This is a genomic window from Maribacter aquivivus (genome assembly GCF_900142175.1).
GTDB lineage: Bacteria > Bacteroidota > Bacteroidia > Flavobacteriales > Flavobacteriaceae > Maribacter > Maribacter aquivivus.
In genome coordinates, this window is sequence record NZ_FQZX01000001.1 from 2,347,416 (window position 1) to 2,373,344 (window position 25,929).

Genomic DNA, 25,929 nt, shown 5'->3' on the forward strand with positions numbered 1-25,929 from the left:
AACGCTTCATCCACCTAAAATCACCTAAAAAGCCTTTGTCATAGTTAGATATTTGTAAAAGAAATAACCCAATAGTATAGTAAACCTTAACCTATGAGACTTGCAATTGTAACAGCCTACCCACCAAGTAAAGTAACATTGACCGAATACGGTTATCACTTGGTAAAACATTTTAGACTTCAAAAAGAAGTAACAGAAATAATATTGATTACCGATAAGACGGAAGGTGATAAGGATTTAAATTTTAAAGAAGACGGATGCAAGATTATAGTTAAGGAGTGTTGGAATTTTAATGACTACAAAAATATCTTTAAGATTAACCGAGCTATTTCACAAACAAAGCCCGATGCTGTACTTTTTAATCTGCAGTTTTTAAAATTCGGAGATAAAAAAATACCTGCTGCACTTGGTTTAATGCTACCCTTAATGTGCAAGCTAAAAGGTATACCTACTATTTCTTTACTACATAATATATTGGAGCAGGTAGATTTAGATAACGCTGGTATTACCTCAAATAAAGTGCTGCAGAAAGTTTATAATGGTATCGGTAATGTTTTAACTAGATGTGTTTTGGCTTCAGATGTTGTTGCAGTGACTATTAGTAAATATCAAACGATATTAGAAAACAAATTTCAATCTAGAAATGTGGCATTAATTCCACATGGCTCATTTGAAACTCCGCCAACCCCAGATTATAGTTTACCTGCAGGACCAAAAAAAGTGATGGCTTTTGGTAAGTTCGGCACGTATAAAAAGGTCGAAATAATGATTGAAGCGATCGAGTTAATTAGACAACGTACCAATGAAGATATAGAAATTGTAATTGCAGGTACAGATAGCCCAAATACACCTGGTTACTTAGAAAGTATGAAAAAGAAATATGCACATGTAAACCAATTAGTTTTTACAGGTTATGTTGCAGAAGAAGATGTTCCGGTGTTATTTGGTGATAGCGCGTTAGTTGTTTTTCCATATACATCTACAACGGGCAGTTCTGGTGTGTTGAACCAAGCTGGCAGTTATGGTAAAGCGGTTGCGTTGCCAGATTTAGGTGACCTTAGTATTCTAGTAAAGGAAGAAGGCTATAAAGGCGAGTTCTTTGATCCGGAAAGTACAGCCTCATTAGCAGACGCCATTGAAAGTATTTTGTTGCATGATTCTTATAGAACATATTTAGCAAAAGCAAATTATAGAGCAGCGTGTTCTTTTCCAATGGAAGATATTACGAAAATGTATATAGAATACTTTAAAGTTCTACAAGTTGCCAAAACAAAAGGATTCACTTTAGATGTACCAATGGTAGAAAAAGAATTAATGGCATAAAATTTTTGGTTAGGTTTTGTGAAAAAGGGGGTAGTATGGTTAGCTACTCCCTTTTTATTTTTGTTTTTCAGTTTTTGTATTTTCATCATAATGCACACTTTTAAGTAAGAATTTTTTGAAATTCTTACAATGGTGCATTTCAACGACTGCTCTGTTAATTAGGGGTAACCAAAGGTTTTACCGTATTCATTTTAAAATTGAAATTGTAGTTTTCAACTTTAATATTGCAATTTTTACAAAATTATGCGTTATATGTAAGTTAAATCTTACTTACGTAAACCATGAAAATACTAACCATTGATGATCAACAACTTATTTTATTATCTGTTGAGAAAAGACTTACCGAATTAGGTTATGATGTAAAAACAGCTGATTCTGGTAAAAAAGGAATAGAAGTATATGATTCATTTGAACCAGATTTAGTTCTTGTAGATATAAATATGCCAGATATGTCTGGTTTAGATGTTGTTAAACATATTAAAGAAGGCAAACGTAATACTACGCGGGTATTGGTTATGTCTGGTAACACCGATGAAACCATTATTACAGATGGCTTTACTTTAGGTATTGACGATTATATGAAAAAACCTGTGAGTTTGTCTGAAATGGCGGCTCGTATTAAAAGGTTGATCGGCGCGCCAGTTATTGAACTGAATGCACAAGAGTCTACTAGCACTAGAATGCTCCAAAAAAACTGTGTAGGGGTTGTTATACCTTGTTATAATGAAGAAGAACGTCTTTTAGGAAAAGAGTTCAGAGACTTTGCGCATAGTAACCTTGGGTACCATCTTTGTTTTGTAAACGACGGTAGTACAGATAAAACACTAGAAGTTTTAGAAGAATTAAAGAAAGGCAACGAAAGCAATATCAGTATATACGATTGCGAGAAAAATGGTGGTAAGGCCGAAGCGGTACGCTTGGGTATGCTACACTTGGCAAAAGACCTTCAGTTAGATTATATCGGATTTTTAGATGCCGATCTGTCTACCGATTTTAGGGATTTTGACGATTTAGTAGAAACCTTAGATCAATCTGATTTTAAGATTGTTAGTGGTTCTAGAATGAGTAGAATGGGTGCAGATATTACTAAAGAATCTGCACGTAAGGTTATTAGTATGACTATTAACCTAATCATTAGAACCATTTTAAGAATGCCATTTAATGATACCCAATGTGGAGCAAAAGTGATGGATCGTTCAGTAGTTCCTTTACTTTTTAGTAAACCTTTTATTACCAAGTGGTTGTTTGATGTTGAAATGTTTATTCGAATGAGAAAATACTTTGGTAAAACCGAAGCGAAAAAACTTATTTGTGAGCAACCATTAAAAAGATGGATACATGCCGATGGTTCTAAATTATCAATGAAAGATTCTGTCAAAATCGTTGGTCAGTTGGCAAAAATCGCTTTTGTATATAGATAAATAAGTATTACCAAACCCCCGAAAAACCCTATCAAAATCATGACAGCAATTAAATTGGCCTTAAAGCGGATTTCCCCTAAACATTTGTTTATGGGCAGTGCTTTGCTGGTAAATGGTGGTAACTATTTATATAATTTACTTTTAGGTAGATTACTTGGTCCTGAGGCTTTTGCCGATGCCGCGCTTTTAGTGACATTACTTTTAGTGTTGTCTTTTGTTGGTATGACTTTTCAATTGGCAACCACAAAATTTGCTGTGTTATTTACAGATTATACGTGGATTATTTTTAAGAATACTATGTATAGATATGCATTGGTATTCGGTGTATTTACCGGTATTCTTGTACTCATTTTTTCTAAAAATTTACAAGCACTCTTTAATACGCAAAACCATTACATGTTCATGATATTTGCTGTGGCCATACCCTTATACTTTGTTATGAGTGTAAACAGGGGTAGGTTTCAAGGTAAGCATGACTTTGGTAAATTGGCAGGTACTTACCAAACAGAAATGTGGAGTAGGTTATTGATTACTTTTGCCTTGCTATTATTGCTACCCTTAGAACCCGGAATGTTAATAGCAGTGGGTATTGCACTTTCTTTTGTATTCGGACTTTTTCCGTCAGATTTTAAAGGTGTTCAAGTTTTTTCTAAAGATAAATTAGCTGCGGTAGATTTAAAACAAGTCTGGCTTTTTATTGGTCTTACGGCTGGTTATGAGCTTACGCAGATAATAATAAACAATAGTGACATTCTATTGGTCAAGCATTATTTTGATGATAAACAGGCTGGCTTGTATTCATCATTGGCATTGATCGGTAGGGTAGTGTACTTTGTTGCTTGGATGTTTGTAATGCTATTAATGCCAACGGTTATTCAAAAACAAAAAGATGGCGAGCCAACGGCTCCGGTACTTTTTAAGTATGTATTCTTTATTGGTGGCTTATCTACCTTTATAGTTTTTGTATGCTTTCTGTTTCCAAATTTGATCATTACGTTAATGTTCGGGGACGCGTATTTGTCTATTGCACATTTACTTTGGAAATATGCTTTGGCGACATCACTATTCGCAGTCTCTAATATTTTTGCATATTACTTTCTGTCATTAAATCAATATTCACCTGTAATACTTTCAGGTCTTTTAGGTTTTTCTCAAGTAGCACTCATCATGCTTTATCACGATAATCTTGAAACCGTAGTTCACATGCAAATCATTGCCATGGTCATACTATTGGTGGCACAGTTACTATTTTTCATCATCAAGAATAAGAAAGATTCATCAGCCTTAAAAAAACAAAATAATTTGGTCTAGCACTGCTTTTCCAAAACAAAATAACCCTGAATACTAAAATTTAGTTCAAATGAAATTAGCAATCGTAACCGCCTATCCGCCCAGTAAAGTAACTTTAACAGAGTACGGTTATTACTTGGTAAAACACTTTAGACTTCAAGAAGAAGTGACCGAATTAATTTTGATCACCGATCGAACCGATGAACCTAAAGATTTAAACTTTGAAGAAAACGGTTGTAAGATTACGGTAAAGGAATGTTGGAGCTTTAATAGCTACAGTAATATCTTTAGTATTAGCAAGACAATTTCGCAAACAAAGCCAGATGCCGTATTATTCAATCTTCAGTTTTTAAAATTCGGAGATAAGAAAATACCGGCGGCACTAGGGCTAATGCTTCCATTTATTTGCAAGTCTAAGGGTATACCAACAATATCACTTTTACATAATATTCTAGAACAGGTTGATCTAGAAAATGCAGGTTTTACTAAAAACAAGCTGTTACAAAGTATCTATAATTTCATAGGTACAACGTTGACCAAATTTGTACTGGCGTCAGATATTCTTGCCGTTACTATTAGTAAATATGTGACAACGCTTGAAGATAAATATAAGGTTAAGAATGTAGCATTAATTCCGCATGGCGCTTTTGAAACTCCGCCAGAGCCAGACTTTAAGCTTCCGGCTGGTCCAAAACAGGTAATGGCTTTCGGTAAATTTGGTACGTACAAAAAAGTAGAAATACTTATTGAAGCCGTAGAAGAAATTAGAGCTCGAACCAATGAAGATATAGAAATCGTTATTGCAGGTACAGATAGCCCTAATACCCCTGGTTATTTGGAAGAAATGAAGCAGAAATATAGCCACGTGCCTCAAATTAGGTATACAGGTTATGTAGCAGAAGAAGATGTGGCTAAAATATTCGGTGATAGTGCGGTAACTGTATTCCCATATACATCAACAACAGGTAGCTCTGGCGTATTGCACCAAGCTGGTAGTTATGGTAACGCTGTTGCCTTACCAGATTTAGGTGACTTAAGTGTTTTGGTTAAGGAGGAAGGATATGTAGGCGAATTTTTCGATGCACACGATACTTCATCTTTGGCAAATGCCATTGAGAAAATTATTACCAATGATGCTTATAGAATTCAATTGGCGAAACAAAATTATAAAGCGGCATGCTCTTTACCAATGTCTGCAATTACACAAATGTATATAGATTACTTTAAGGCAATCCAGAAATCCAAAGAAAGTGGTTTCAATATTGATATATCAACTATGGAGAAGAAATTGGTTCATTAAGAATCGATATGGTTAGTATTTATAGGCTGGTGTGGTAACCAGCCTTTTTTTATGCCTTATTTTTCGACACCTATTATTGAATTGGATTGCGCAGAAAAATGGTTGCTTAGTTTTTTATCGCCAGTTCAAAATAGGATGGTTTTTTATTTCCTAAAGAATCTAAACAACCAAAGAAATGTTGCTTTTTGGTTTTCCAAGGTAGGCTACCCGCAACAGAACTAGGTACTTTTTCAAAATCATACAGCGTCCAAAATAAAAAGGGAATGTTCTCTTTTTCTAAATAGCCTTGCATTTCTTTATAATAAGCAGCTTGTTTTTCATCTGAACCTAAGAATCCGCTCCACATACCATCATAAGAAGAATCACCATATTCCTGTAAAACAATAGGTTTATTTGGAGTTAAATACCTTAGAATTTTATAAGATTCTATAAAATATTGCGGTTTTTTATAATAGTGAAAAGAAATAAAATCTACTTCTTTAGATAAGTTCAATGCCGCTTCAGGGTTAGACCAGCCAATAGTTATAGGGTTCTTTTTATCCCATTTTCTGATTTCTAAAATCATTTGATTCAACCATTGAATTACAGTGTTCTCTCCACGAGAATCAAAATCTAGGTCGGGTTCATTTTTTATATCCCAACCTAATAGGGCAGGGTGGTCTTTAACGGAATTTACTATGGCTTCTGCATGTCTGTGAGTGAGTGTCCAGTTAGAAATATCGTAATCCCCATAGAAATCAAATAAAGTTATCAAAACATCTAATTTGTGGTCTTGTGCTTTATCCAAAAGTATCTTTAAAAGTGCAAGTTTTTTTTCATCGACCCTGTTTTTTCCAAAATCTTCATATTGTAGAAATACACGAATCGTATTTAAACCCATATCTTGAATAATCTGAAAATCTTGATCAATTATAGTATCATTAAATCTTTTACCAAAAGTATCCCAAGGGGAATCTTTAGGGTAGTAGTTAATGCCTTTCTGGTTCTTTATTTTTTCAAGTTTGGGTGCTATGTTTCGCTCAATTACTTCAGTAGTATCTGCAGGTGTAGGTATTTCTTTTAAATGTCTAATACGCCAAAATCCGTCCTCTAAAAGCATCATAATTTGGTAGCTGGTGGTATCTTTTTCTTTAAGTATAAGTGTTTCACCTTCGTACGTTTCTTGGTATTCTTCAACATTATAATCTTTGAAGACGACCATTGTACCATCTGCAGTATAAAAATCTAAAGCAGATTTATGGCTTAAGGTTGTACGCTTGTACCAGTGATTATTCTTTTTGTTGAGGTCAATATTATCATAAAGTCTAGCTCTTGCACTATCGGTGTAGAAATCTTCAATACCGTAACGGTCATTTTTCTTAAATGCGATATTTCGAACGTGCCATGCGTTCATGTAATCGTTGGTGATTTCGCCCAATGCTTGCTCTTCCATTGGGCGCCCTGGGTTATCTATATTAGACCATTCTAGATTTGGCTTATACACATCATCCATAGGTACTTCTAAATGGAGCATAGAAGTTTTATCTGCACCGGTGTTCATAAATGCCCATGCAGCGCCTATTCCGTAGAGAATAAGTCCGTTAATAGCCAAAAAGGTGACTATCAATACGGTTCTGTATAATGTTTTATTTAACTGTATCGCCATGTATACTTTTTGTAAACTCTTTTGTGATGCCTGCAGCCGTTATTTTAAATATATAATCGCCATCCGGTAAAAAATACTCGCCCAAGAAAATATTACAAACTCCGCTTTTAGTGGTTGTAATTTTAGATTCTATAAATGTTCCTTCTGTATCATAAATTTCTAGTTGCAATAGGAGTCCGTCAGGAATAAGCTGTTTCATAAAGCTCTCGAACGGACCAATATCTATATTTCTGTTTCCTTTAGAGAAATGAACAGGATAGTCTTTTATGGCAGCTTTAAACTCAAATTCTGTGGTATTACTTTCTGCGGCACCAGTTACAAAAGCCTGTATTTCCCATGAAGCAGGTTTATCTGGGTGCAGTGTTTTCGCCTCTGCAATACCGTTTATAGTGGTACCTATGGTGTATAAGTAAGCGTCGTTTTCATTTTTAATGACAAAGGTTACCAAGGTACCGTTGGTGACCATATTGCCAAATTCATCTTTTATAATATCTGATGTAAACGTTACAATTTGGTTGCCATCAGCAAAGTTGTGTGCACTAGAACCACTAATGTTAAAGTTGACCGCATTAGCAGGATAAACAATTGTAGCCAGTTCTTTTGAAGAAGTACCGTTACATTCTGATGTTACCAATATTCTCCCGGATTTTAAAGTAGATGCCACATTGTACCAAGCAATAAAGCTTTCCGTCATTATTTTTAACTCGTCAATATTCTCTTGAAATTGATATTTAATCGTTACCTCAGTACCATCATCTAAGGGGTTGTCATAAGCATCTGTAGGTGATATGGTCAGCATAGAGAAATCATTTCTACCAGCAGTTATACTACGCGGTCCAAAATACGATTCTACATAGGTGGCTTTAGATGCGTTCGTTGCAATTTCATGGGTGCCGTTACGTAAAGTTTCGCCATGTAATAACAACTTCCACCGAAATGGTCCAGCAATTCTAGTAAAGTTTGTAGGGATGTTAAAAGTGATGTTTTCAGCAGTTGAATGATCAGGATTCAATAACACATTACCGTATGCGTTTTTTACTTGTAGTTTATAATTTGCAGTAGGTATATCTGTACTAAAAGCCAAGGTAATAGCCTCGCCTGCAACACTTGTATTTGTTGTTGTAATTAAAGTAGTATTTGGGGTGTTCGTTTCCTTTGGTTGTTCTTTCTCTTTACTAGAGCAACCAAGCAGTACAAGACTTAAAATCATTAAAATTTTAATACGCATACTATTTAGGATTACCGATATAACTGTTAATCTCAAACTTTATGTACTCATATCCTTTTCCTTTGAAAGGCTGTGCCTGCTGCATTCCATGTTCCAATTTTCTATTGGGGAATAATTTATCGGCTATGGCTTTATTGGGCGAACCGTTTACAAAGCAATTTTCTAAACTACTGCTTACAACTGCTAAACTATCCAAATCTAAAGGTTTGTAATTAAAGAACTGTTTACGCTGTATGCGCACCCCTTCGGTTACAAATTTATGATCTACCCAAAGTAACTTGCCCTCAGCGTCATAATACGAGATTATAAGCTGCGGAATTGTCACTTCTTGCACGCCCGAATTAAATAGTACTCCATTGAAACCTTGCTCTGTGTAGACCAAATCTTGTAAAGCAACATGCTTATACAAATCAGTATTGGCCGTGTTACCTGCAGATTGCAAATTGAATTTTGTGGGTTGTTCTTCAAAACTAACTGGAGTAAACTCGTCTGGATTAAAAGTTGGTGGTAGGGTGTCTTTGGTAGAAGACCACGCAATACCTTCAAAGTTAATTTTGAACGTTGTCGTTTCTTTCGGCATCAACTTATGCTTAATTTGATGCTTGGCGTTGTAATTTGCCAACTCCTTATTATAGTCATTATACAAGGTTGCTTTAATAACGATATCTGCAGGAGTATTGTCAACATTTTGTAACTCGCCAATAATGCTATATTGCCCTTTGTATTTTACCAGTTTAGCTGATAAAATTTCTAGAACGGGCTGTTTTAATACATCTTCATGATAGGTTTCTTGGGTCGTAATTTTTCGTCTACCGTGGTTATAATATGTGGTGCTGTTTGCAGTAAAAAGTTGATCTGGCGGAATGTCATTATCAACTTTTGATGATTTTACGTACCACTTGTTTTTTCGTTTTACCAGTTCATGATGGTCGTTGTTGAATACATTTTCTAATGGGGTGATCCACCTAGTTGAAACTTTCGCTTTTGCACTATTTTCAGTTTCATCGTAAATTTCTATTCCCAACGAATCTAGTTTTGCGTATGAACTTAAAATACCGTCAGTCACGGAAACTTCTAGCATATACTGGGCTATATCAATATGCTGCTCTGGATCTATGTATGAATGTGCTCTAGAGAATTCTTTAAAATCTAAGGCGTCATAATAAGATTCTACCACATTATTGGGTGATAATTGCGTGACATTTTTTACGTAAAATATGTACATGCCATATCCCATACAAATCAATATTAACAATGCCCACCAATGTGAGAAGGTTAATAGCTTTGACGGGAATTTATTGTAAGGCAGTTCTAATTTCATAAAAGAATGCACCGGTACTTTTTTAGACTTTAGTAGTCGCACCCAAATCATCTGAATATTTACGAAAATTGCAATAAGTACGGTCGATAGCGGAATGATACCCCACATAATTTTCATTATGGTGGGTACATCTTGTTTGGGCATGATTTGCGGTATAGGTGCCACATTCAGCTTCTCCCAAACCATAATGCCGTTTTCTAATTGTTGCAACCTTTGCCAGCCACAATAGTAGAGGATGGGGTCATAGAATTTATCGTTCGAGAAAATGTACTTTAAATTATATTTTTCGGGTACGGTCAAGAATTGTTGTAAAGATCCAATACCTTCAACACCTCTAAATTTGGAGTTTTCTATTCGTTCTATCGCTCTGGTAGTTAATTCAGGTAATCGCCGTGCAGAGTGGTAATTTCCATCTACGGTCATTGCGCCGGTTTGTGCAGAAAGCCAAGCCATTTGATCACCAAAACCAAGCGGTAAATATCGCCATGAATCATGCGAATCTGCCCCTAGAAAGTTGACAATGGGAAGCATCTTTATTTTTGCAGGCTGCGAGGGTCTAAAATAGCCCAAGGTCATGGTAAATAGTACCATAAATAACATTCCGCCTGCAATTAATCCGCCTAAGACCCTATGGTAAACTCCGCCGAATCTTTCTTGTATCAATGCTTTTAAATCTCCTTCAACCATCCGGTAGGCAAACTCTGCGAATATGGGGAGTGCCATAATGGTTGCCCATAACGTAAACCTATCTAACGTAAGAATATTGAAAGCCATTTCACCCAACATCATACGCGGAATAGGAGTAGTGCCACCGGTTCCTAAGATTGTTAATAGTGCAAAAGACAATCCGAAGAATACATACCTTTTACTAAAATATCTGTAAAAAAAATAGGGTAGAATAAATAGAAATACTCCCCACGGAATTATAAAGAAAACAAGCCCTGAGGAAGTAATTTCCAAGAAATTATCTCTTGACCCATGAGGTATGGCTACCTGGGTAATAGGGTTTCTTTTAGAATTATACCAATACGGAAAAATACAGAATATGAGTAAAAATATTGCGGTACCACCAAACTTGGCTATGCGCCAAAAGTGCTGTAAAGTGGTGCCCCAAAATACTTTAAATGTAAGCGCTTTGTAAGATTCTACTTTTTCCCTAGCGGCATCCATAACCGCCATACCCATTAAAGGAGCGATGAAGAATACCATACCAAAAAGCGGAGTTACATGATGTGAGGTAACCGTTACAGCAAGCATAGTCGCTGATGTTATAAAGTACCGTGTTTTATCTGTTTTAATATACAGGTATATTTCGGTCATGGAATGCAGTAGTATCGATAATGCCGAGATACTGGGTAATTGTCCGAAGATATGAAGGGTTTCTACAAATGTAGAAGAGAAAACAGCCATTACTGCCCCATAACCCGCTATTCGCCGGCTGCCCGTCATTAAAAGTGTAAACCTATATGCCCCAGTAATAAATAGAACGATTGCAATTAAAGCAACCGTGTACATACCAAATTTTAAGCCGCCTATGTAAGAGAGAATACCAATGAGTTGATGTACTAATGGTGGGTACGACTGTACCGTAAAACCTGTATACCAGCGATATTCCCACGGATCAAACCAGCTATTGGCATAGTGATCGGCGAAAAATAAATGAATTAATGCATCGTAGGTAGATTCTAACGTAAAGAAAATAGCAGAACCGTGAAAAGCAAGCCCTACGATTAAAGCTAATATTAAGAGGGTATTGGTTTTTTTTTCCAAAGGTTATATTAGAATCAAATTCTATATAAAGGTATTAAATATATAAGATGATCAATACAATAAAAGGGGATTAGTTGAAATTTTAATAATAGAATACCTACAATATGGTGTTCTGTTATTATCAATTCGTAATAATGGCAAGGACTAAAATTTTAAAATTAGATCGTTATCTAATGTTATAAACCACTCGTCTACAGTAAACAGTTATCCATCTTGTTTGAACCCTATTTGCGCTACATGCCAAGTAAATTTGTAAACGTAAACCAAGCTTAACCAAAATTATAGTAATGAAAATTCTAGCCATAGACGACCAAAAACTTATTCTACTTTCTGTTGAAAAACGATTGTCAGAATTAGGATATGAAGTACAAACCGCCAATTCAATTGAATCGGGTATACAGTTGTTTAATTCTTTTAAACCTGATTTGGTTTTACTTGATATGAATATGCCAGAAATGTCGGGTACAGAATTGGTCTCGTGTACCGGTACTGAAGTTGTAAAATATATTCGAGTATTTATGAAAAACGATACGCCTATTCTCGTAATGTCCGGTAATACAGATGAGCATTTAATTATGCAGAATTTTGATTTAGGGGTTAATGATTATTTGAAGAAACCGGTAAGTCTAGATGAAATGGCCGCTAGAATAAAAAGAATAATAGGTGCGCCTGAAAATAAGGGAGTAGTTACTTCAAAAAAACCTGATACACGTATACTTCAGAAGAATTGCGTAGGGGTGGTGATACCATGTTATAATGAAGAAGAGCGCCTTTCTAGTGCAGAATTTAAAGACTTTGCACATAAAAACCTTGGGTATCATTTGTGCTTTGTAAATGATGGTAGTACGGATAATACATTAGCTGTTCTTCAGCAATTAAAAAAAGATAATGCTGATAACATAAGTATTTATAATTGTAAACAAAATGGCGGGAAGGCAGAAGCTGTTCGCCAAGGAATTCTACACTTGGTAAAAGATCAACAGTTAGATTATATAGGGTTTTTAGATGCCGATCTATCAACAGACTTTAGAGATTTTGATGATTTGATAAAAACTATTGAAAGTTCAGATTTTAAAATAGTAAGTGGTTCTCGTATCGCAAGAATGGGTGCTAATATTACAAAAGAATCTGCTCGAAAGATAATTAGTATGACGATCAACTTGATCATTCAAACTATTTTAGGCATGCCTTTTAAAGATACCCAATGTGGTGCAAAAGTGATGGATCGCGAGATTGCTTCTAAAATGTTTAATAAGAAATTTGTTACTAAATGGCTTTTTGATGTAGAGCTATTCATGAGAATGAAAAAGTACTATGGTAAAAGTGAGGTGAAAAGCATGATTTGCGAACAACCTTTAAAAAGATGGATACACGCTGATGGTTCTAAACTGTCTATGAAAGACTCCGTTAAAATTGTAGGTCAACTAGCTCAAATCGCTGTTCATTACAGATAATAAGACTTAAAAATTAGGTTCCCATTTTTTAAGATATATAAAAGGTGTTGAGATTTCATTATCTCAGCACTTTTTGTTTTTATGTAGTTAATGCGTCTTACTGCCAAAGTGTATCTTTGTACTTGATTCTATAGGTGTTGAACAAAATTCAAAATTTCATTTCTGTTTCTTTAAAAGAACTACTGCAATATTTTGGTAGTACTAATTTTTCTAAGTCGGTACTTACCGTAGTTGCGGTTATTACACCTTTGTCCATTGGTATTTCTACTGGGTATACCGAAATAGGTGTTGCCATATGTTTTGGTGCTTTTTGGTGTAACCCTAGTGATGTAAATGGCAGTCAAAAACATAAAATTTACGGTATACTCTTTTCTGCTGCTTTAGTAATGGTCGTTAGCTTTATTGGTGGGTATTTACACTATGCTACTTGGCTTGCCCTACTTATTTTAGGGGTTGCAAGTTTTGCTATATCGTTAATATCATCTTATGGTTTTAGAGCTTCACTTATAAGTTTTTCTGGACTTTTAGCTTTAGTTTTAAGTTTTGCCCATACTCCCGATAAATTGGAGATTTACGAATATGCTTTGCTAGTAGGACTTGGCGGACTCTGGTATTTGGCATTATCCTTATTGTGGTATAAAATAAACCCGAAGGGGCAGACCGAAGAAATTTTATATGATACCATAGGGCGTACCGGTAAACTTCTAAAGAAACGTGCGCAGCTAATAGATGAACAATCTAATAGGAAAAAATTGCAGCAGCGGTTGTTTCTACTACAAAGTGAACTTACGGAACAACATGATACGCTGCGTGAAATTCTTATTCTATCGCGTAAAAACTCAGGTAGGTCTACCTATAATGGTAAGCGGGTTTTGGTATTGGTGCAATTGATAGAAATGCTGGAAACGGCAGGTGCGAATCCGGTAAATTATACGAAGATGGATGAGCAATTTAAACTGTATCCAGAATTTACCAAGTTGTTTCAAAACCTGACTTTTGAGATGGCTAATCAATTGCAATTAATTTCTGAAATTGGTAACAAGCCTAGTAAAATGCCAAAGCATGATGCGCTAACCAATCATTTTGAAGAATTGCGAATTAAGATTTCGGCACTTGGCACTGTAAAAGATGCTAAAGCTTATGAAGCTTTTATTATGTTTCAGAATTTGTTAGAATATCAAGAAAAGCAATTCGATAAACTTAAAAGAATGAAGTGGTTGCTTAGTGATTATGATGTAGCCTCAGAAGAATTTATTGATAAAGAAATTCTAAAACGTTTCTTGATTTCTCAAGATTATAGTCCGCGTATATTATTACGAAACCTCAGTTTTAGGTCTACCATATTTCGACACTCCTTACGTTTAGCGGTTACCTTAATGATCGGATTTGTGGTTGGTAATGTATTTGCGTTCCAGAATCCGTATTGGATACTTTTGACCATCATATTAATTATGAGACCTAATTATGGTCTTACAAAAACACGATCTAAAGACAGAACTATGGGTACAATAATAGGTGGTGTTATTGCCACGGTCATTGTATACCTAGTACAAGATATTTATGTGTATGCAGTGTTGGCATTAATTTCATTTATAGTTGCGCTATCAATGCTACAGAAAAATTACAAATTGTCGGCAATCTATGTCACCCTTAGTATTGTATTTATCTACGGAATTTTACAGCCCGATGTAATGACCGTAATTCAATACCGAATTTTAGATACGCTTGTTGGTGCAGGATTATCATATTTAGGATTTCTATTTTTATGGCCCAGCTGGAGTTTTCAAGAAATACAAAAAGATGTTACCAAAAGTGTTGAGGCAAACCGAATGTACCTAACTGAAATTGCAGATTTTTATAGACACAAGGGTAGTGTGCCTACTAGCTATAGATTGGCGCGTAAAAGTGCTTTTCTAGAAACGTCGAACTTAAGCTCGGCATTTCAGCGTATGACCCAAGATCCCCATTCAAAACAAAAAAATCTGAATAAAATATATGAGTTGGTAGAGTTGAACCACAACTTTTTATCATCTCTGGCATCATTAAGTATCTATATTCAGCACCATACCACCACAGAGGCTTCAGAACGTTTTAATAGCATTGTTTTTAAGATAGATGAAAACCTTAGTTTAGTGATGAAAACGCTTTCTAATAGCATTTCTACTGGCGATGAGCCGAATTTTGAAGAAGTTGGTTCGTTTGAGAAACAATTGCCTAAGTTCGATTCTGAAAATGTGAATTTAAATGCAGAAGATAATAATGCCTTAAAACGAAATCATCAAGAAGAGCAACTAATTTGGGAACAATTGCGCTGGCTATATTCTTTAAGTTCTACGATGATGAAGTTGACTTCAAGTTTGTGATAAGTAGAGGTTTTATGCTATTCATTAGAAATATCTGTACTCTTAAATTCTACACTTTTAGTTTCTAGGTATGCCCAAATTTCTGCCATATTTCCTGAGTCAGATAATGCATTAAAATCGGGTTGAGAAAGGCAATAGGTAAGAAAGCCGTTAACGTTTGATTCAGGTATGTCAAAATTTTCTGCTATTGTTTGCTTTGAAAATTTATAAATGATTTCTTTTTCTAAATTCATGTTTTGGTCTCGCTCCACCATTTCTTCTAATGATTTAGTTCTGCCAGAAACTTTGTTCATGATTTTATGGGTGTTTACTTTAACACTTATTGCAGCGTAACTGAAAATTTCATTTAGCTTACCGAAATCTTCTATTGTTTGTAGACTTACATATTTTCCTCTATCAGCCTCTTGTAATAGTCTTTCACTTTGGGTCATTTTGGTGACATCTGCATTTTGTAACCCTAAGGAATATGATGTTACGGTGGGTTCAATATGCAGCCTATCAATATCTCTATCAATCTCACCGGTTAAATTATAAGGGGTAACGGTAACCTCATTTAAATCAATAATATTATCAATGAGTTGAATCGTTATCAAACTACTATTTATGTGAGATTCGCTAATTACTATTTCTTTTGGCAGGTATTGTACGGCAGTAATACGGACCGAGTCTTTTAACTTCACTTCTATAGAAAATATACCAAGGGAATCTGTTATGGTAGATTTTTTAGAATTGAGATTAACGATTAATACATTAGAGACATCATTTTTAGTACTTGAAACCTTACCCTTTATTAGAGTAGAATTGTCTTGACCAAACCCTAAAAAGGAAGCTAGTACTGCTACAAGTATGAATATTAAATGCTTAGGCAATGATTGTGTTTGTGCTAAAAATACTACGCCTTTATTAAAAAAATGAAAAGATTAAGTTAAAACAGGAATACTGATTATTAATGTTTTAGAATTGCTTAAGGTGTTTAATAAGCAGGAAATGAGAAATAAAAACTATAGGCACTATGCAGGTGGGTAAGAAACTATAGGGGAATTCTAAAAGAGCAATATTTGGTTGTTCAAACGCAAATTGCTGAATTGGTAGCGGAGATGATAATATGGCAATTATGACAATGACTGAAAGAAACAATAGTCCAATTACATTCCAAAATAAAAAATACTGTCGTGCTAAATTCTTCTTCTTTACGTATTGATAAATTAAAATAACAACGGCAGAAAGCCCGATTAAAATATCAAAATTCCAACCGGTAAAAGTCATAATTTCAGGAATTTGATCTTTAAGAAAAAGTTGATACAGGCATAATTCTACTGGAATTCTTATAATGTGTATTCCTAGCAAGTAGTTTGTGTTTAGCTTTTCAATTGAAACCATCTTAAAACTCAAAAAAGATAGTAGGGTAGTGGCAATGATTGCTAGCGGGAATAATAGCGGCTTTTCATTAAAGACTTCAAAATATGACAAAATCCCTATTAGAATCTGCCAAGCAATAAAAATTAATACTATCCTTATGTTTTTTCCTGTTCCGGTATAAAACAAGAATAAGGTCAAAAAGGTAATGAGTAAGAATATTGCTTGTAACATCATTTGTTATTATCTGCCAAATTGCTTTAAATGGTGGTCTGTATGTTTGTAAACAAATATGCCAATTTCGTCATTGGTCATTTTTCCGAAGAATGGATGAATAAAGTTAGTGCTTGAATAACCGTTATAATCATTTAGTAAACCAATCCATTTTTCTTTCTCATTATTGAAATCTCCGGTTCCAGATATTTTAAATTCCGGATGCGTAGGCTGATTTTTTTTCATTGGAAGCTCATTTTTCATAATTCCCTTCAATGCCATTCCGCCAAATAATCTGCCTATAAAAAGCCTTTTGTACTCTTTTTTGCCTTGAAATAATTCTTCGCCTAACGTACAATGTTTTAGCATTTGATATGGGTCCATTTTGCCCCATTGCGCATTGTCAGATTCTTTCAAAGTTTGAACGCGCTCAATTAATTCGCTGTTAGTGTTCTTTTCAAATATTGATTTCATAAAGTGGTTTTATAGTATTCGCCTTTTGAATAGCCGTGGTTATAAAACAAATATATGTGCAACTTTCCACTGAAAAGTTGCCCTATGGCAAAAACAGATTTTATGATGCTATTTCTTTACGAATACGGCTTAACGAATACTTGGTAATGCCCAAATATGTAGCAATGTGTTGTAGCGAAACGTTTTTTAATATATGAGGTTTCTCTTGAATCAATTGTAGATAGCGTTCTTTTGCTTCATCTGCAATGAACGATACACGCTGATTTTTAAGTGCAAAATAAGAACTGACCAATTTCTTACGACCCTGCTCTCTAAAGGGTTCAATGCTATGAAAGAGTTGTTGGAAAGTCTCAAAGTCTAATTGCCAACAAACAATATCAGTTAATGCCTGAATATTCTCTCGTGTAGGATTGCGAAGAAAAAAGGAAGACCAATCTATAGCAATATCGCCTTGCCCATAAAAGTCTGTAGTAATATCGTTGCCTTTGGTGTCATTAACAAACGAACGGGCAAAACCACTTTCTATAAACCAATAATAGTTTTCAATTTTACCCTCTTTTAAAAGATAGTCGCTTTTACTAAAGCTTACTTTTTTAAATTTTGAAATAATGGATTCCAGTTCTTTTTCTGTGAAAGTAGTAGGGGAGAATATATTTTTTAGGAAGTGCTCGGTTTGCATTATAAATGGTGGATTTTAAAATAGATTAATGCTGATTAATTTATTTCTAAACTACTTATAATTTGCTTTTGACCGATTACTAACTTTATTTAATTTATTAGTTTTTCTTCATTAGGTTATCCCTCATTCTTTATTTGCTCAATACCTTCTTGATACGTGGTAACCGCAAAATCTGGGAACCTATTTTTAAATTTGGTAGAAACGAATATGTTATCGCTCTTATATCTTGGTAGCAATTCTTGTAATTCTTTCATTTGTGTTTTGAAAACACCACCTATTATAAAAGCAATTTTAGGCACCACTGAATAACGGAATGATTTGCCATATACTTCAGAAGTTAAAGCGATAAACTGTTTGTAGGTGAGCCTAGAATCATCACAGGGTAGGTGCCAGGTTTGATTATAGGTATCGGCTGAGTTACCAATTAAAGCCATAGCCTTACTGGCATCTGGTGTCCATATTAATGTTCTTAAAGTCGCATCGCTAATAAATACTTTTAATTTTTTGCCTTGCTTTATATTATCAAAAATGATGGCGTTGGTAATACTCTGTGTTTTTCCAGGACCATAAAATTCAGGTGCCCTACAAATAACTGCTTCTAAATTATTTGCAGCCATTTCATCTAAAAGCATGATAGTAATTTCTGCCCTTACTTTTCCTTTTTGTCCCACAGGTGCAAATTCGCTCTCTTCCGTTAATGGAGTTTCATTTTGCGCATACATATAGGTGTTGTCAAAGAATACCAATTTTGTATGGTGCTTTTTGCAAGCATCGATTACATTACGCATCATCGTAGGAAACTGATCAACCCACATCTTAGTATTCATTGGTAGACCAACGGTTAGGTAGGCAATTTCACTCCCTTTTACAGCTTCTTCAGTTTTTTGCTTGTCTAATAAATTGGCAGAAAAAAGCTTGTCGGTATCGTTTACTTTTTTCGGATTTCGACTAACGAGCCTTATGTTAGAAGTGTACTTCTTTTTTAATTCTTTTGCTAATTCTATAGCGATTTGACCGTTAGCCCCAAGTATCGTTTGCATTTAACTATTTATTGCTTTCTGATCCAGTACTGGGTTCTTCCTAAAAGCGAAAAGCCTAAATAACCTCTCACTTTCAATTTGTTAGGTTCTTCGAGTTCTAAATAGCACTTGTATTCTTTACCGTTTTCTGGATCTAGAATAGTACCGTCATTGTACTCATCACCATCTTTCTTAATGTCTTCGATGATTACTAAACCTCTTATTTTTTGTCCTTTTTTTGATCCTTTACAGTTTTCGCAAACTTTGTCTGCATCGCTTTTATAGCTATTAACTATTTTGGCGAAATAGGTGTCGTTTGTTTTATAGATTTCAATGAGTGCTTTTTTCTCGTTTGTTTCCTCATCAAAGGTTTCCCATTGACCTGTAATTGTTTGTCCGTAGCTAATAAAGCTTACTATCATTAGTAATAGGAAGAATAAATTTTTCATGTTTGTACGCTATTTTATAATGTTAATCGATTTATTACCCACTTTTAGTTCCTAAATATTTGAGTTATAGAGGGGAAAAAATAAAGATACTATTTCTTCGAATACTTAAAGCTAATGCAAATTTATAGCATTAAAAATTCAATTGAAAATTTAAGATTTTTACAATTTTATTAAACTCTATTTCAGTGGTTTATACTTGGTAAAGAGTAAATTCAACTCTTATATTACTTTCCTAACCAACAACTAAGCACTAGCCGTTTGTTTTTTCTTACGCTTCTGTTTAAAATACGCTTTATCAGCGATGTAAATAGTTTTTTTAACCTCGCAAAATACTTGGGTTTTTTCTTTATTGGTAAGTTGGGTGTTTTTAATAATATCAATTTCTTTCTTTTCGGCTACTTGCGCTCTAATTTCATCAAGCTCTTTCTCAGAAAAATCGAAGTCTGCATACAAGTTTTCTTTTGCAGGTTTTTTGAAGAATATTTCAGCAGATTTGTCCCAAACTACATAGTCGTTTCCCATAATAGTTAATAGCTGAATCATTGGTATAGGATCCACCGCTGAGAACATACTACCGCCAAAAATGGAGTTTACATAGTTTTTGTTCTTGTAGCTCAATGGTACTATAATTTTTACATGCAATAGATCTTCTGACACCTCAATTAATTTCGCAGTACTTCTTTTGTACATAGGCGACAGATTGAAGCCATATTTAAATATGGTATTTTTCTTAAATACTTTTGATGCTAATGCTTCAACTTTCTGATAAACTGACATATTGTTTTTGTAATTATAAAAGGGAGGTAAAATTAATTGAACTTCTAAAGTTCCTCTAATTTTCTAACTGATAATTTTGTCGCCACCACACTAATTATAAGTATTTGTATGGCATGAAACAACATGAGCGGTAATAAGATGATACCAATAGATGCCATGTTGCCAAATAGTATTTTTGAGAAAACGGTACCGTGTACTAACGATTTTTTAGTGCCGCAAAATTGGGCGGTAATTTGGTCTTCTTTATTTAGATGTAATTTTCTTGAGAATAATTTGGTGAGATAAAAGACAATAGAGAACAAGAGGATGACACCTATTAAAATGAGGAGTAAATCTACTATAGAGACAGCACTAAAAATATTCTTTTCAAAAGACTCACTAAAGCTTTTATAGATAATCAATAGAATTATCGATTTATCGAACAGTGTTATTTTGCTTTTATGTTTCTGTACAAAAGAACCAAAAAAGCGATGTAAAATAAGCCCTATTATTACAGGTATTATGATTTGAACAATTAGTTTAATGTAAATTTCTGTAAAATCGAAGTCGGTTTGTAAGTCACTAACAAATAGTCCCATCCATAATGGGGTAAAGGCAATGCCTATAATGCCAGAAATACTGGCGTTGAATATTGCTGCTGGTATGTTCCCTTTTGCTAATGAAACCATAAGAACTGAAGATGATACTGTAGATGGTAATGCAGCTAAAAAAAAGAACCCCAACCATATGTTTTCTTGTTCTTCATTTTGAATGAATGGATGTATCAGTAAAATCAATAAAGGAAAAAGCAAAAAAGTAGCACCTTGTACCAATAAATGTAATTTCCAGTTTTTGAGTCCTTGCTTTAATTTTTCGGGACTTAATTTGAGTCCGTAAAAAAAGAAAATAAGTGAAATGCCTATACTACTAATTGTGTTTAGCGGAAGTTTACTTTCTTGTGTTCCCCATTGCGGAAAAAGGTATGCTAATGCTATGGCAATAATTATAAAAAAGACAAACTTATCAATCTTCAATTTCATGAATATTCTTTACGGCAAATAACTGAATTTTATTTGATTTTCTCTGTGAAGAGGTTTTCCTAAATTGAACGAATTATTATCAACTTAGTAATAACCTTCTGCCGAAAAATAATATGATTTTTGACGTTTATAATTGTAGCCATTATAAATAGCTTCAGTAGTTTATTTTATATGGATTTTTTAATGTTATAGGTGAATTCTAAGACTCTTAAATTCCATAATGTCAAAGTTTGTATTGCTGTTATTTGTCCATTTTCTGAACTTACCACAAGTTTATCTTTAAATGACTTAATAAACTTAGTCCATAAGTTTCCTTTAGCGTCATGCAGTAGAAAGTAAAATCCGCTATCTCCAATTTTTTTGCCTGATGAGTTTAAGATCAGTTCTCCATTCTCACCTGCTGTGGGGTTTAATATAACAGTAGCACTGCCATTTGGTAAAGGGAAAATTGCTTTTATACAACCAGTTCCATTGGGTAGGGTACACGGTTCATAAACACCAGAATACACTACTTGACCAGATTTCTTGAAAGTCCTGAGCCATATTGTTCGCTTAACTTCTTTGGTTTGTTTGTCTATTAAATGAATAATTTGACTCTGTAATGCTTCGGAGTTTTTATCGGCACCCATTGGGATGTTTAACTGCTGAATGCGATTACTGAATAAGATTTTTAATAATCTTCCAAATACTTTGAAAATCGGATTCCATTTTACTCCCAAGTCAAAATCGTAATTACTTGTGTTTTCGTAAAAGTCAATGACGTCTTTAGATAACTTGTTACGTTGATTTTCGGGTAAGTTTAATTGACTTATAGATTGAAACAAACCTTTGTCTACCTGTTTGTCATCTAGTAGTAAGTTTTCTTTTTTTGCTAGTTGCTGAATGAATTTTAAGCCGATGCCATTCGTTTCTCCGAAAGGACCAAGTAACCACTTGTTTTCAGCCGCATTAATTTTTTTACCAAATAGAATTACCCATTGTTGCGTGATCCAATCTTGAACGTTTTGTTTTAAAGGTGCAAATTCCATTTAGCTGGGTTTATTTAATTGCTCAGTTGGAATAAAGTTTTGTTGTCCTTTCCACATGCCAAATTCAGAAATAGGCTTAAAACGTAATGTGGTGAATTCGAAATGAAAGTCTTTTCTATCTCTTTCTTTCATGGCATTTGAATGTCTTTTTGGTTTGGGCATATTGCTATGTCCATGTACCATATTGGTCATCTCTTTTTCAGTTTTCCAGATTGAAAATGTCGAAACTGTATTAGGAAATTTAATTGAAGCCAATGAAAATATAGTGCCTTGGTGGTCTCTCACCAGTTTTTCCACAGGTCTTCCCCATTTTAAGAACCTTGGTATTGCCAAGGGTTTCATTCTAGCAACGGTAACAGCGACTACAGCAGATGATTCATTTTCTAACGTCGCTTTTATTTGAGGTATTTTGAATCCGGTGATCTTTCCCCATTCGCGCATGAATAATAATCGAACGTGCCAACCATTATTCAATATTTTACCGAACTTTTCATTTCTAAGATAGTTCTCAAGTGCTTCTTCATTTTCCCATTGTGCAAAAATAGCAACCTGGTTTATTAGAAATCTAGAAGTTGAAATAATGGGTGAACCTAATGTCATCGCTGACATATATTCAGAGTGAATTAGACCTTTTGTTTTCTTATCTATGGGATTTGTGAATACCCCCTTAACTGCCAAAGCAAATGGTATTTTGACAAGATGATAAGAAAATATAGTCATTTTATATATTGTTGAATACTCGTTTTCAAAACGTTAATTTGTGTTGGTCAATACTTTTTTAAGTACTCAAATCAGTTTCTTCCCAGCTGGTATCCTTAGAAACCATATAGGTTAAAGAATGTCTTCGTTCATGAATAACACCACCATTACCCATTGGGTCAAAACCAGCAGGTACTGTATCTCTACCTAATTGACCACTTCTAACTGCATTATGCAAGCAATAGAACAAGTCTTCTTTCTGCATCAAATCTTCTTCTGAAACCGTCTCTTTATCTTTTAGCCATTCTTCTATACTACCATCTAATTTGCATGTATAATTACTTAAAATGTCTTGCATTTGGTCGCCTGACATCATTTCTCCTGTTATTTCCGGTTGTTTGTATCCGAAATACCAAGCCAAAGGCCAAGCGTTCTCAAATTTCCAACCTATAGCGTTTCTTGCTTGCTCATCATCTCGTGATACCGTTAAGATTGATTTTTCTTCTGCAGTCATGAAATCTTCAAGATTATTATTTTCAATGAAACTCAAGATCTGTTCTTGCGGCAAGTTTTCTTCAGGTACCATGACCCAAAGAACTAATGCTTTTATAGCATGTAATCTTTTGGCAATTTCAATAGAAGGTCTTAAATGTCTGCCTAATTCTGTGGGTAGGCTAGTAGTTGGTTTGAAACCTGCATTGAAACAGATATCTAAATTTTCTCGTCTAAGGTCTGTCATCCAAGCGATGTCATCATAGGACTTAGAAGATTGTTTATTTTGAATTTCCTTTTTTGGTTCTTCATTATCTTTTGAACCAAATAGTTTTTTGAATATCCCCATATTGTTGTTGTTATTGAAGTTTGATTTTCTAACGTATTCGAATATACTTTGTTGCATGTTTAGATGCAAGAACCTCATTATTTGAGTATATTAGGTAGTGGATTTATCGAAATAAAGATGCTCATTACTTAACCATTAAATATCTCAATAAGCATATATCAAAATTATCTATGGATAGAAACAAATAAAAAGCTATACCAATATTTTTAGATTACAATATATTGGGTTAATTATTAGTCTTGTATAAAAAGGTATTATATCTAGAGTTGTAACCACGATTTGAACGCCTATTAGAAAATAAATTAACGCCTAATGTAATTTGATGAAAACCACCATTACCACTAACCAAACCTCCAAATTCACTTGAGTAGGTATACGAAACTAAATATCTGTCAAACTCTATACCAGCAATAGGAGTAATTAGGTTGAAATTTTTCACATCATTTTTTTCTAAGCTTCGTCGGTACGAAAGTGCGAACCAAGCTCTTGCTGTGTTGCCAAAAGTTTGATATACTTTGGCATTGATATCTAATAAGTTTTCGCCAGTATTTTCTACATGTTGAAACATTGCTGACGGCTCAAATTGAAGGTTTTGTCCACGACCAAAAAAATAGCCTACATTCAAAAGGTATCTTCTAAGGTTCAATGATTTAAATTCAGAATCTTCAGCACTACGAGTGTTAAGCAAAATGTTTTTAGCAGTTAGGTAAACAAATCCATCTAGTTTGTGGTATGCAAAGCTTAAATCGCCATTAAAATATGCTTCTGATCGTATTACCTGGGCAACTATTGGGTCAAAATCGGCAAAAGTTCGCTGATCTAAACTATTTATTACATACGAAGCTGCTAGACCAAAGGATAATTGATTTAATGCTTCATAATTTCCAAAATTTAGATGATAGGCATACGCACCTTGAAATCCGACTTGAGAATGAAATCCGTTTTTATCATTAAAAATTAAACCACCTAAAGCAGCGTTATTTCCTATGCTACTGTGCATGCTTATTGTTTGTAATGCAGGTGAGTCGCTAACTCCGTTCCACTGTTGACGATGCGTTAGTCTTACTTTTGCGCTATTGCCAATACCAGCTGCACTTGGATGCACCATAAATATATTGTCAGATAAATAATCTGAATAGACAGGCAATGTGCCTTGTGCTCCTAAAAACTGAGTTAAGAACATACTTATTCCTGCCAATAAAAGATAAGTTGATTTTTGCATGGTTATTTATCTTTTTATTAAGCTAAAATGTCCTCTTTCTTGTGCTCCAGAATCATGCACGATGACATACCAGTAATCATCTTCGGGCATTGATTTACCTTTGTAAGTACCATCCCAACCTTCTGATTCAGGTCTGATCTGTTTAAGAATTTTCCCGAATCTATCCAGTACATATATGTAGTCAATAGTGTTACCTACATCTTCAATATTCCAAGTATCATGGTAACCGTCATTGTTTGGGGTAAAGAATGGTGAAATACCTTCTGTGATAGTTTCTATGATTTCTTCTTCTTCTTCTTCTTCTTCTTCTTCTTGTGAAAATTCTTCTGTAGTAAATTCATTTGCAGAACATAGATCTGACTCTCCCATATTTGTTATCGCGAATACAGAAACGAAGTACGTACTATTCTCATCTAACGAATTGGTTACTGTATATTCCAGCACATTTTCTACTACAGTTTCTTCTATTTCCGTTCCTCCTAAACTAGTTCCAATAATTACTCTATAGCCTGTAGCCTCATTTACTGCTTGCCAATTAATAGTTGGGTTAATTGAGATATCCATACTTTCATCGGCCGGGTAAGTAACTATAGGAGCTTCAGTTCCTGTTACCTCCCATGAACAAGTTGTTGAATTAAACGTTACTGTTTGACCACATGAAGCTATTGGTTCAGGATCTTGTGTTCCTGTTACTTCCCACGAGCATGTTGCATTATTAAAAGTAGCGGTTTGCCAACATTCAGTTACTGGCTCTGGGTCAGCTGTGCCTGAAACTTCCCAAGAACAGGTTGTAGAATTAAATGTTACTGTTTGACCACAGGATGCCTGTGGTTCTGGGTCTTGTGTTCCGGTTATCTCCCATGAGCATGTTGCATTGTTAAAGGTAGCTGTTTCCCAACATTCAGTTGTTGGTTCTGGGTCTTGAGTTCCTGATACTTCCCACGAGCATGTTGCATTGTTAAAGGTAGCTGTTTCCCAACATTCAGTTACTGGTTCTGGGTCAGCTGTGCCAGTAACATCCCAAGAACACGTTGTTGA

General features: G+C 34.6%; 22 protein-coding genes. 6 read left to right on the plus strand and 16 right to left on the minus strand.

Annotation, left to right across the window (positions count from 1 at the left end; translation table 11 throughout):
• The first annotated feature begins 93 nt into the window (after window positions 1-93).
• The 4 genes from BUC31_RS09955 (at window position 94) to BUC31_RS09970 (ending at window position 5,334) form a co-directional block, all read left to right on the plus strand.
• Window positions 94-1,323, plus strand: a complete 1,230-nt coding sequence (locus BUC31_RS09955; protein WP_073243534.1) for a glycosyltransferase — start codon at window positions 94-96, stop codon at window positions 1,321-1,323.
• Window positions 1,324-1,604: 281 nt separating this feature from the next.
• Complete coding sequence (locus BUC31_RS09960) at window positions 1,605-2,744, plus strand: response regulator (RefSeq protein ID WP_073243536.1); 1,140 nt, start codon at window positions 1,605-1,607, stop codon at window positions 2,742-2,744.
• 39 nt (window positions 2,745-2,783) lie between these two features.
• Entirely contained in the window at window positions 2,784-4,055 is a 1,272-nt protein-coding gene (locus tag BUC31_RS09965; RefSeq protein ID WP_073243538.1) for an MATE family efflux transporter, read from the plus strand.
• A 49-nt stretch (window positions 4,056-4,104) separates the two neighbouring features.
• Window positions 4,105-5,334, plus strand: a complete 1,230-nt coding sequence (locus tag BUC31_RS09970) for a glycosyltransferase (protein ID WP_073243540.1) — start codon at window positions 4,105-4,107, stop codon at window positions 5,332-5,334.
• Window positions 5,335-5,440: 106 nt separating this feature from the next.
• On the opposite strand, the gene BUC31_RS09975 is transcribed toward BUC31_RS09970, so the two are convergent.
• From BUC31_RS09975 to BUC31_RS09985, 3 genes are read right to left on the minus strand one after another with little or no spacing between them, the layout of a single operon-like run.
• Window positions 5,441-6,979 (minus strand): glycoside hydrolase family 2 TIM barrel-domain containing protein, encoded by a 1,539-nt coding sequence (locus tag BUC31_RS09975; protein ID WP_073243543.1) that lies wholly within the window; start codon window positions 6,977-6,979, stop codon window positions 5,441-5,443.
• A complete protein-coding gene (locus BUC31_RS09980) occupies window positions 6,960-8,207 on the minus strand; it encodes a hypothetical protein (RefSeq protein ID WP_073243545.1) in 1,248 nt (415 codons plus the stop codon). The genes BUC31_RS09975 and BUC31_RS09980 overlap by 20 nt, the downstream gene beginning before the upstream one ends.
• 1 nt (window position 8,208) lies before the next feature.
• Window positions 8,209-11,298, minus strand: a complete 3,090-nt coding sequence (locus BUC31_RS09985) for a hypothetical protein (protein ID WP_073243547.1) — start codon at window positions 11,296-11,298, stop codon at window positions 8,209-8,211.
• Window positions 11,299-11,585: 287 nt separating this feature from the next.
• Between BUC31_RS09985 and BUC31_RS09990 the strand changes: the two genes are divergently transcribed.
• Complete coding sequence (locus BUC31_RS09990) at window positions 11,586-12,752, plus strand: response regulator (RefSeq protein WP_073243549.1); 1,167 nt, start codon at window positions 11,586-11,588, stop codon at window positions 12,750-12,752.
• Window positions 12,753-12,889: 137 nt separating this feature from the next.
• Window positions 12,890-15,115: an FUSC family protein gene (locus BUC31_RS09995; RefSeq protein ID WP_084135009.1), complete on the plus strand. Its 2,226-nt coding sequence runs from the start codon at window positions 12,890-12,892 to the stop codon at window positions 15,113-15,115.
• 17 nt (window positions 15,116-15,132) lie between these two features.
• On the opposite strand, the gene BUC31_RS10000 is transcribed toward BUC31_RS09995, so the two are convergent.
• The 13 genes from BUC31_RS10000 to BUC31_RS20305 all read right to left on the minus strand — a co-directional run.
• Window positions 15,133-15,984: a hypothetical protein gene (locus BUC31_RS10000; RefSeq protein WP_073243550.1), complete on the minus strand. Its 852-nt coding sequence runs from the start codon at window positions 15,982-15,984 to the stop codon at window positions 15,133-15,135.
• Window positions 15,985-16,069: 85 nt separating this feature from the next.
• Window positions 16,070-16,708, minus strand: coding sequence for a hypothetical protein (locus tag BUC31_RS10005; protein WP_084134989.1), 639 nt, complete (start codon window positions 16,706-16,708; stop codon window positions 16,070-16,072).
• Between the two features lie 6 nt (window positions 16,709-16,714).
• Window positions 16,715-17,158 carry a DUF1569 domain-containing protein gene (locus tag BUC31_RS10010; RefSeq protein WP_073243552.1) on the minus strand — a complete coding sequence of 148 codons (444 nt, stop codon included), beginning with the start codon at window positions 17,156-17,158 and terminating at the stop codon, window positions 16,715-16,717.
• 100 nt (window positions 17,159-17,258) lie between these two features.
• On the minus strand, window positions 17,259-17,837 hold the full coding sequence (locus tag BUC31_RS10015; protein ID WP_073243554.1) for a Crp/Fnr family transcriptional regulator: 579 nt from the start codon (window positions 17,835-17,837) through the stop codon (window positions 17,259-17,261).
• Between the two features lie 116 nt (window positions 17,838-17,953).
• Window positions 17,954-18,877, minus strand: coding sequence for an NAD-dependent epimerase/dehydratase family protein (locus tag BUC31_RS10020; RefSeq protein ID WP_073243556.1), 924 nt, complete (start codon window positions 18,875-18,877; stop codon window positions 17,954-17,956).
• 8 nt (window positions 18,878-18,885) lie between these two features.
• The gene (locus BUC31_RS10025; protein ID WP_073243558.1) at window positions 18,886-19,305 is read right to left on the minus strand and encodes a DUF2147 domain-containing protein; all 420 of its coding nucleotides are present in this window, start codon (window positions 19,303-19,305) and stop codon (window positions 18,886-18,888) included.
• Between the two features lie 243 nt (window positions 19,306-19,548).
• Window positions 19,549-20,082: a DUF4442 domain-containing protein gene (locus BUC31_RS10030; protein WP_073243560.1), complete on the minus strand. Its 534-nt coding sequence runs from the start codon at window positions 20,080-20,082 to the stop codon at window positions 19,549-19,551.
• 44 nt (window positions 20,083-20,126) lie between these two features.
• Window positions 20,127-21,101 (minus strand): bile acid:sodium symporter family protein, encoded by a 975-nt coding sequence (locus BUC31_RS10035; RefSeq protein ID WP_073243562.1) that lies wholly within the window; start codon window positions 21,099-21,101, stop codon window positions 20,127-20,129.
• A gap of 167 nt (window positions 21,102-21,268) precedes the next feature.
• Window positions 21,269-22,129: a hypothetical protein gene (locus BUC31_RS10040; RefSeq protein WP_073243564.1), complete on the minus strand. Its 861-nt coding sequence runs from the start codon at window positions 22,127-22,129 to the stop codon at window positions 21,269-21,271.
• A complete protein-coding gene (locus BUC31_RS10045) occupies window positions 22,130-22,849 on the minus strand; it encodes a hypothetical protein (protein WP_073243566.1) in 720 nt (239 codons plus the stop codon). It lies immediately after the preceding gene.
• Window positions 22,850-22,907: 58 nt separating this feature from the next.
• Window positions 22,908-23,669, minus strand: coding sequence for a DUF4272 domain-containing protein (locus BUC31_RS10050; protein ID WP_170861942.1), 762 nt, complete (start codon window positions 23,667-23,669; stop codon window positions 22,908-22,910).
• Between the two features lie 226 nt (window positions 23,670-23,895).
• Window positions 23,896-24,891, minus strand: a complete 996-nt coding sequence (locus tag BUC31_RS10055) for a PorP/SprF family type IX secretion system membrane protein (RefSeq protein ID WP_073243576.1) — start codon at window positions 24,889-24,891, stop codon at window positions 23,896-23,898.
• A gap of 6 nt (window positions 24,892-24,897) precedes the next feature.
• Window positions 24,898-25,929 (minus strand): T9SS type B sorting domain-containing protein (locus tag BUC31_RS20305; protein ID WP_170861943.1); only part of this gene is annotated, 1,032 nt, incomplete at its 5' end.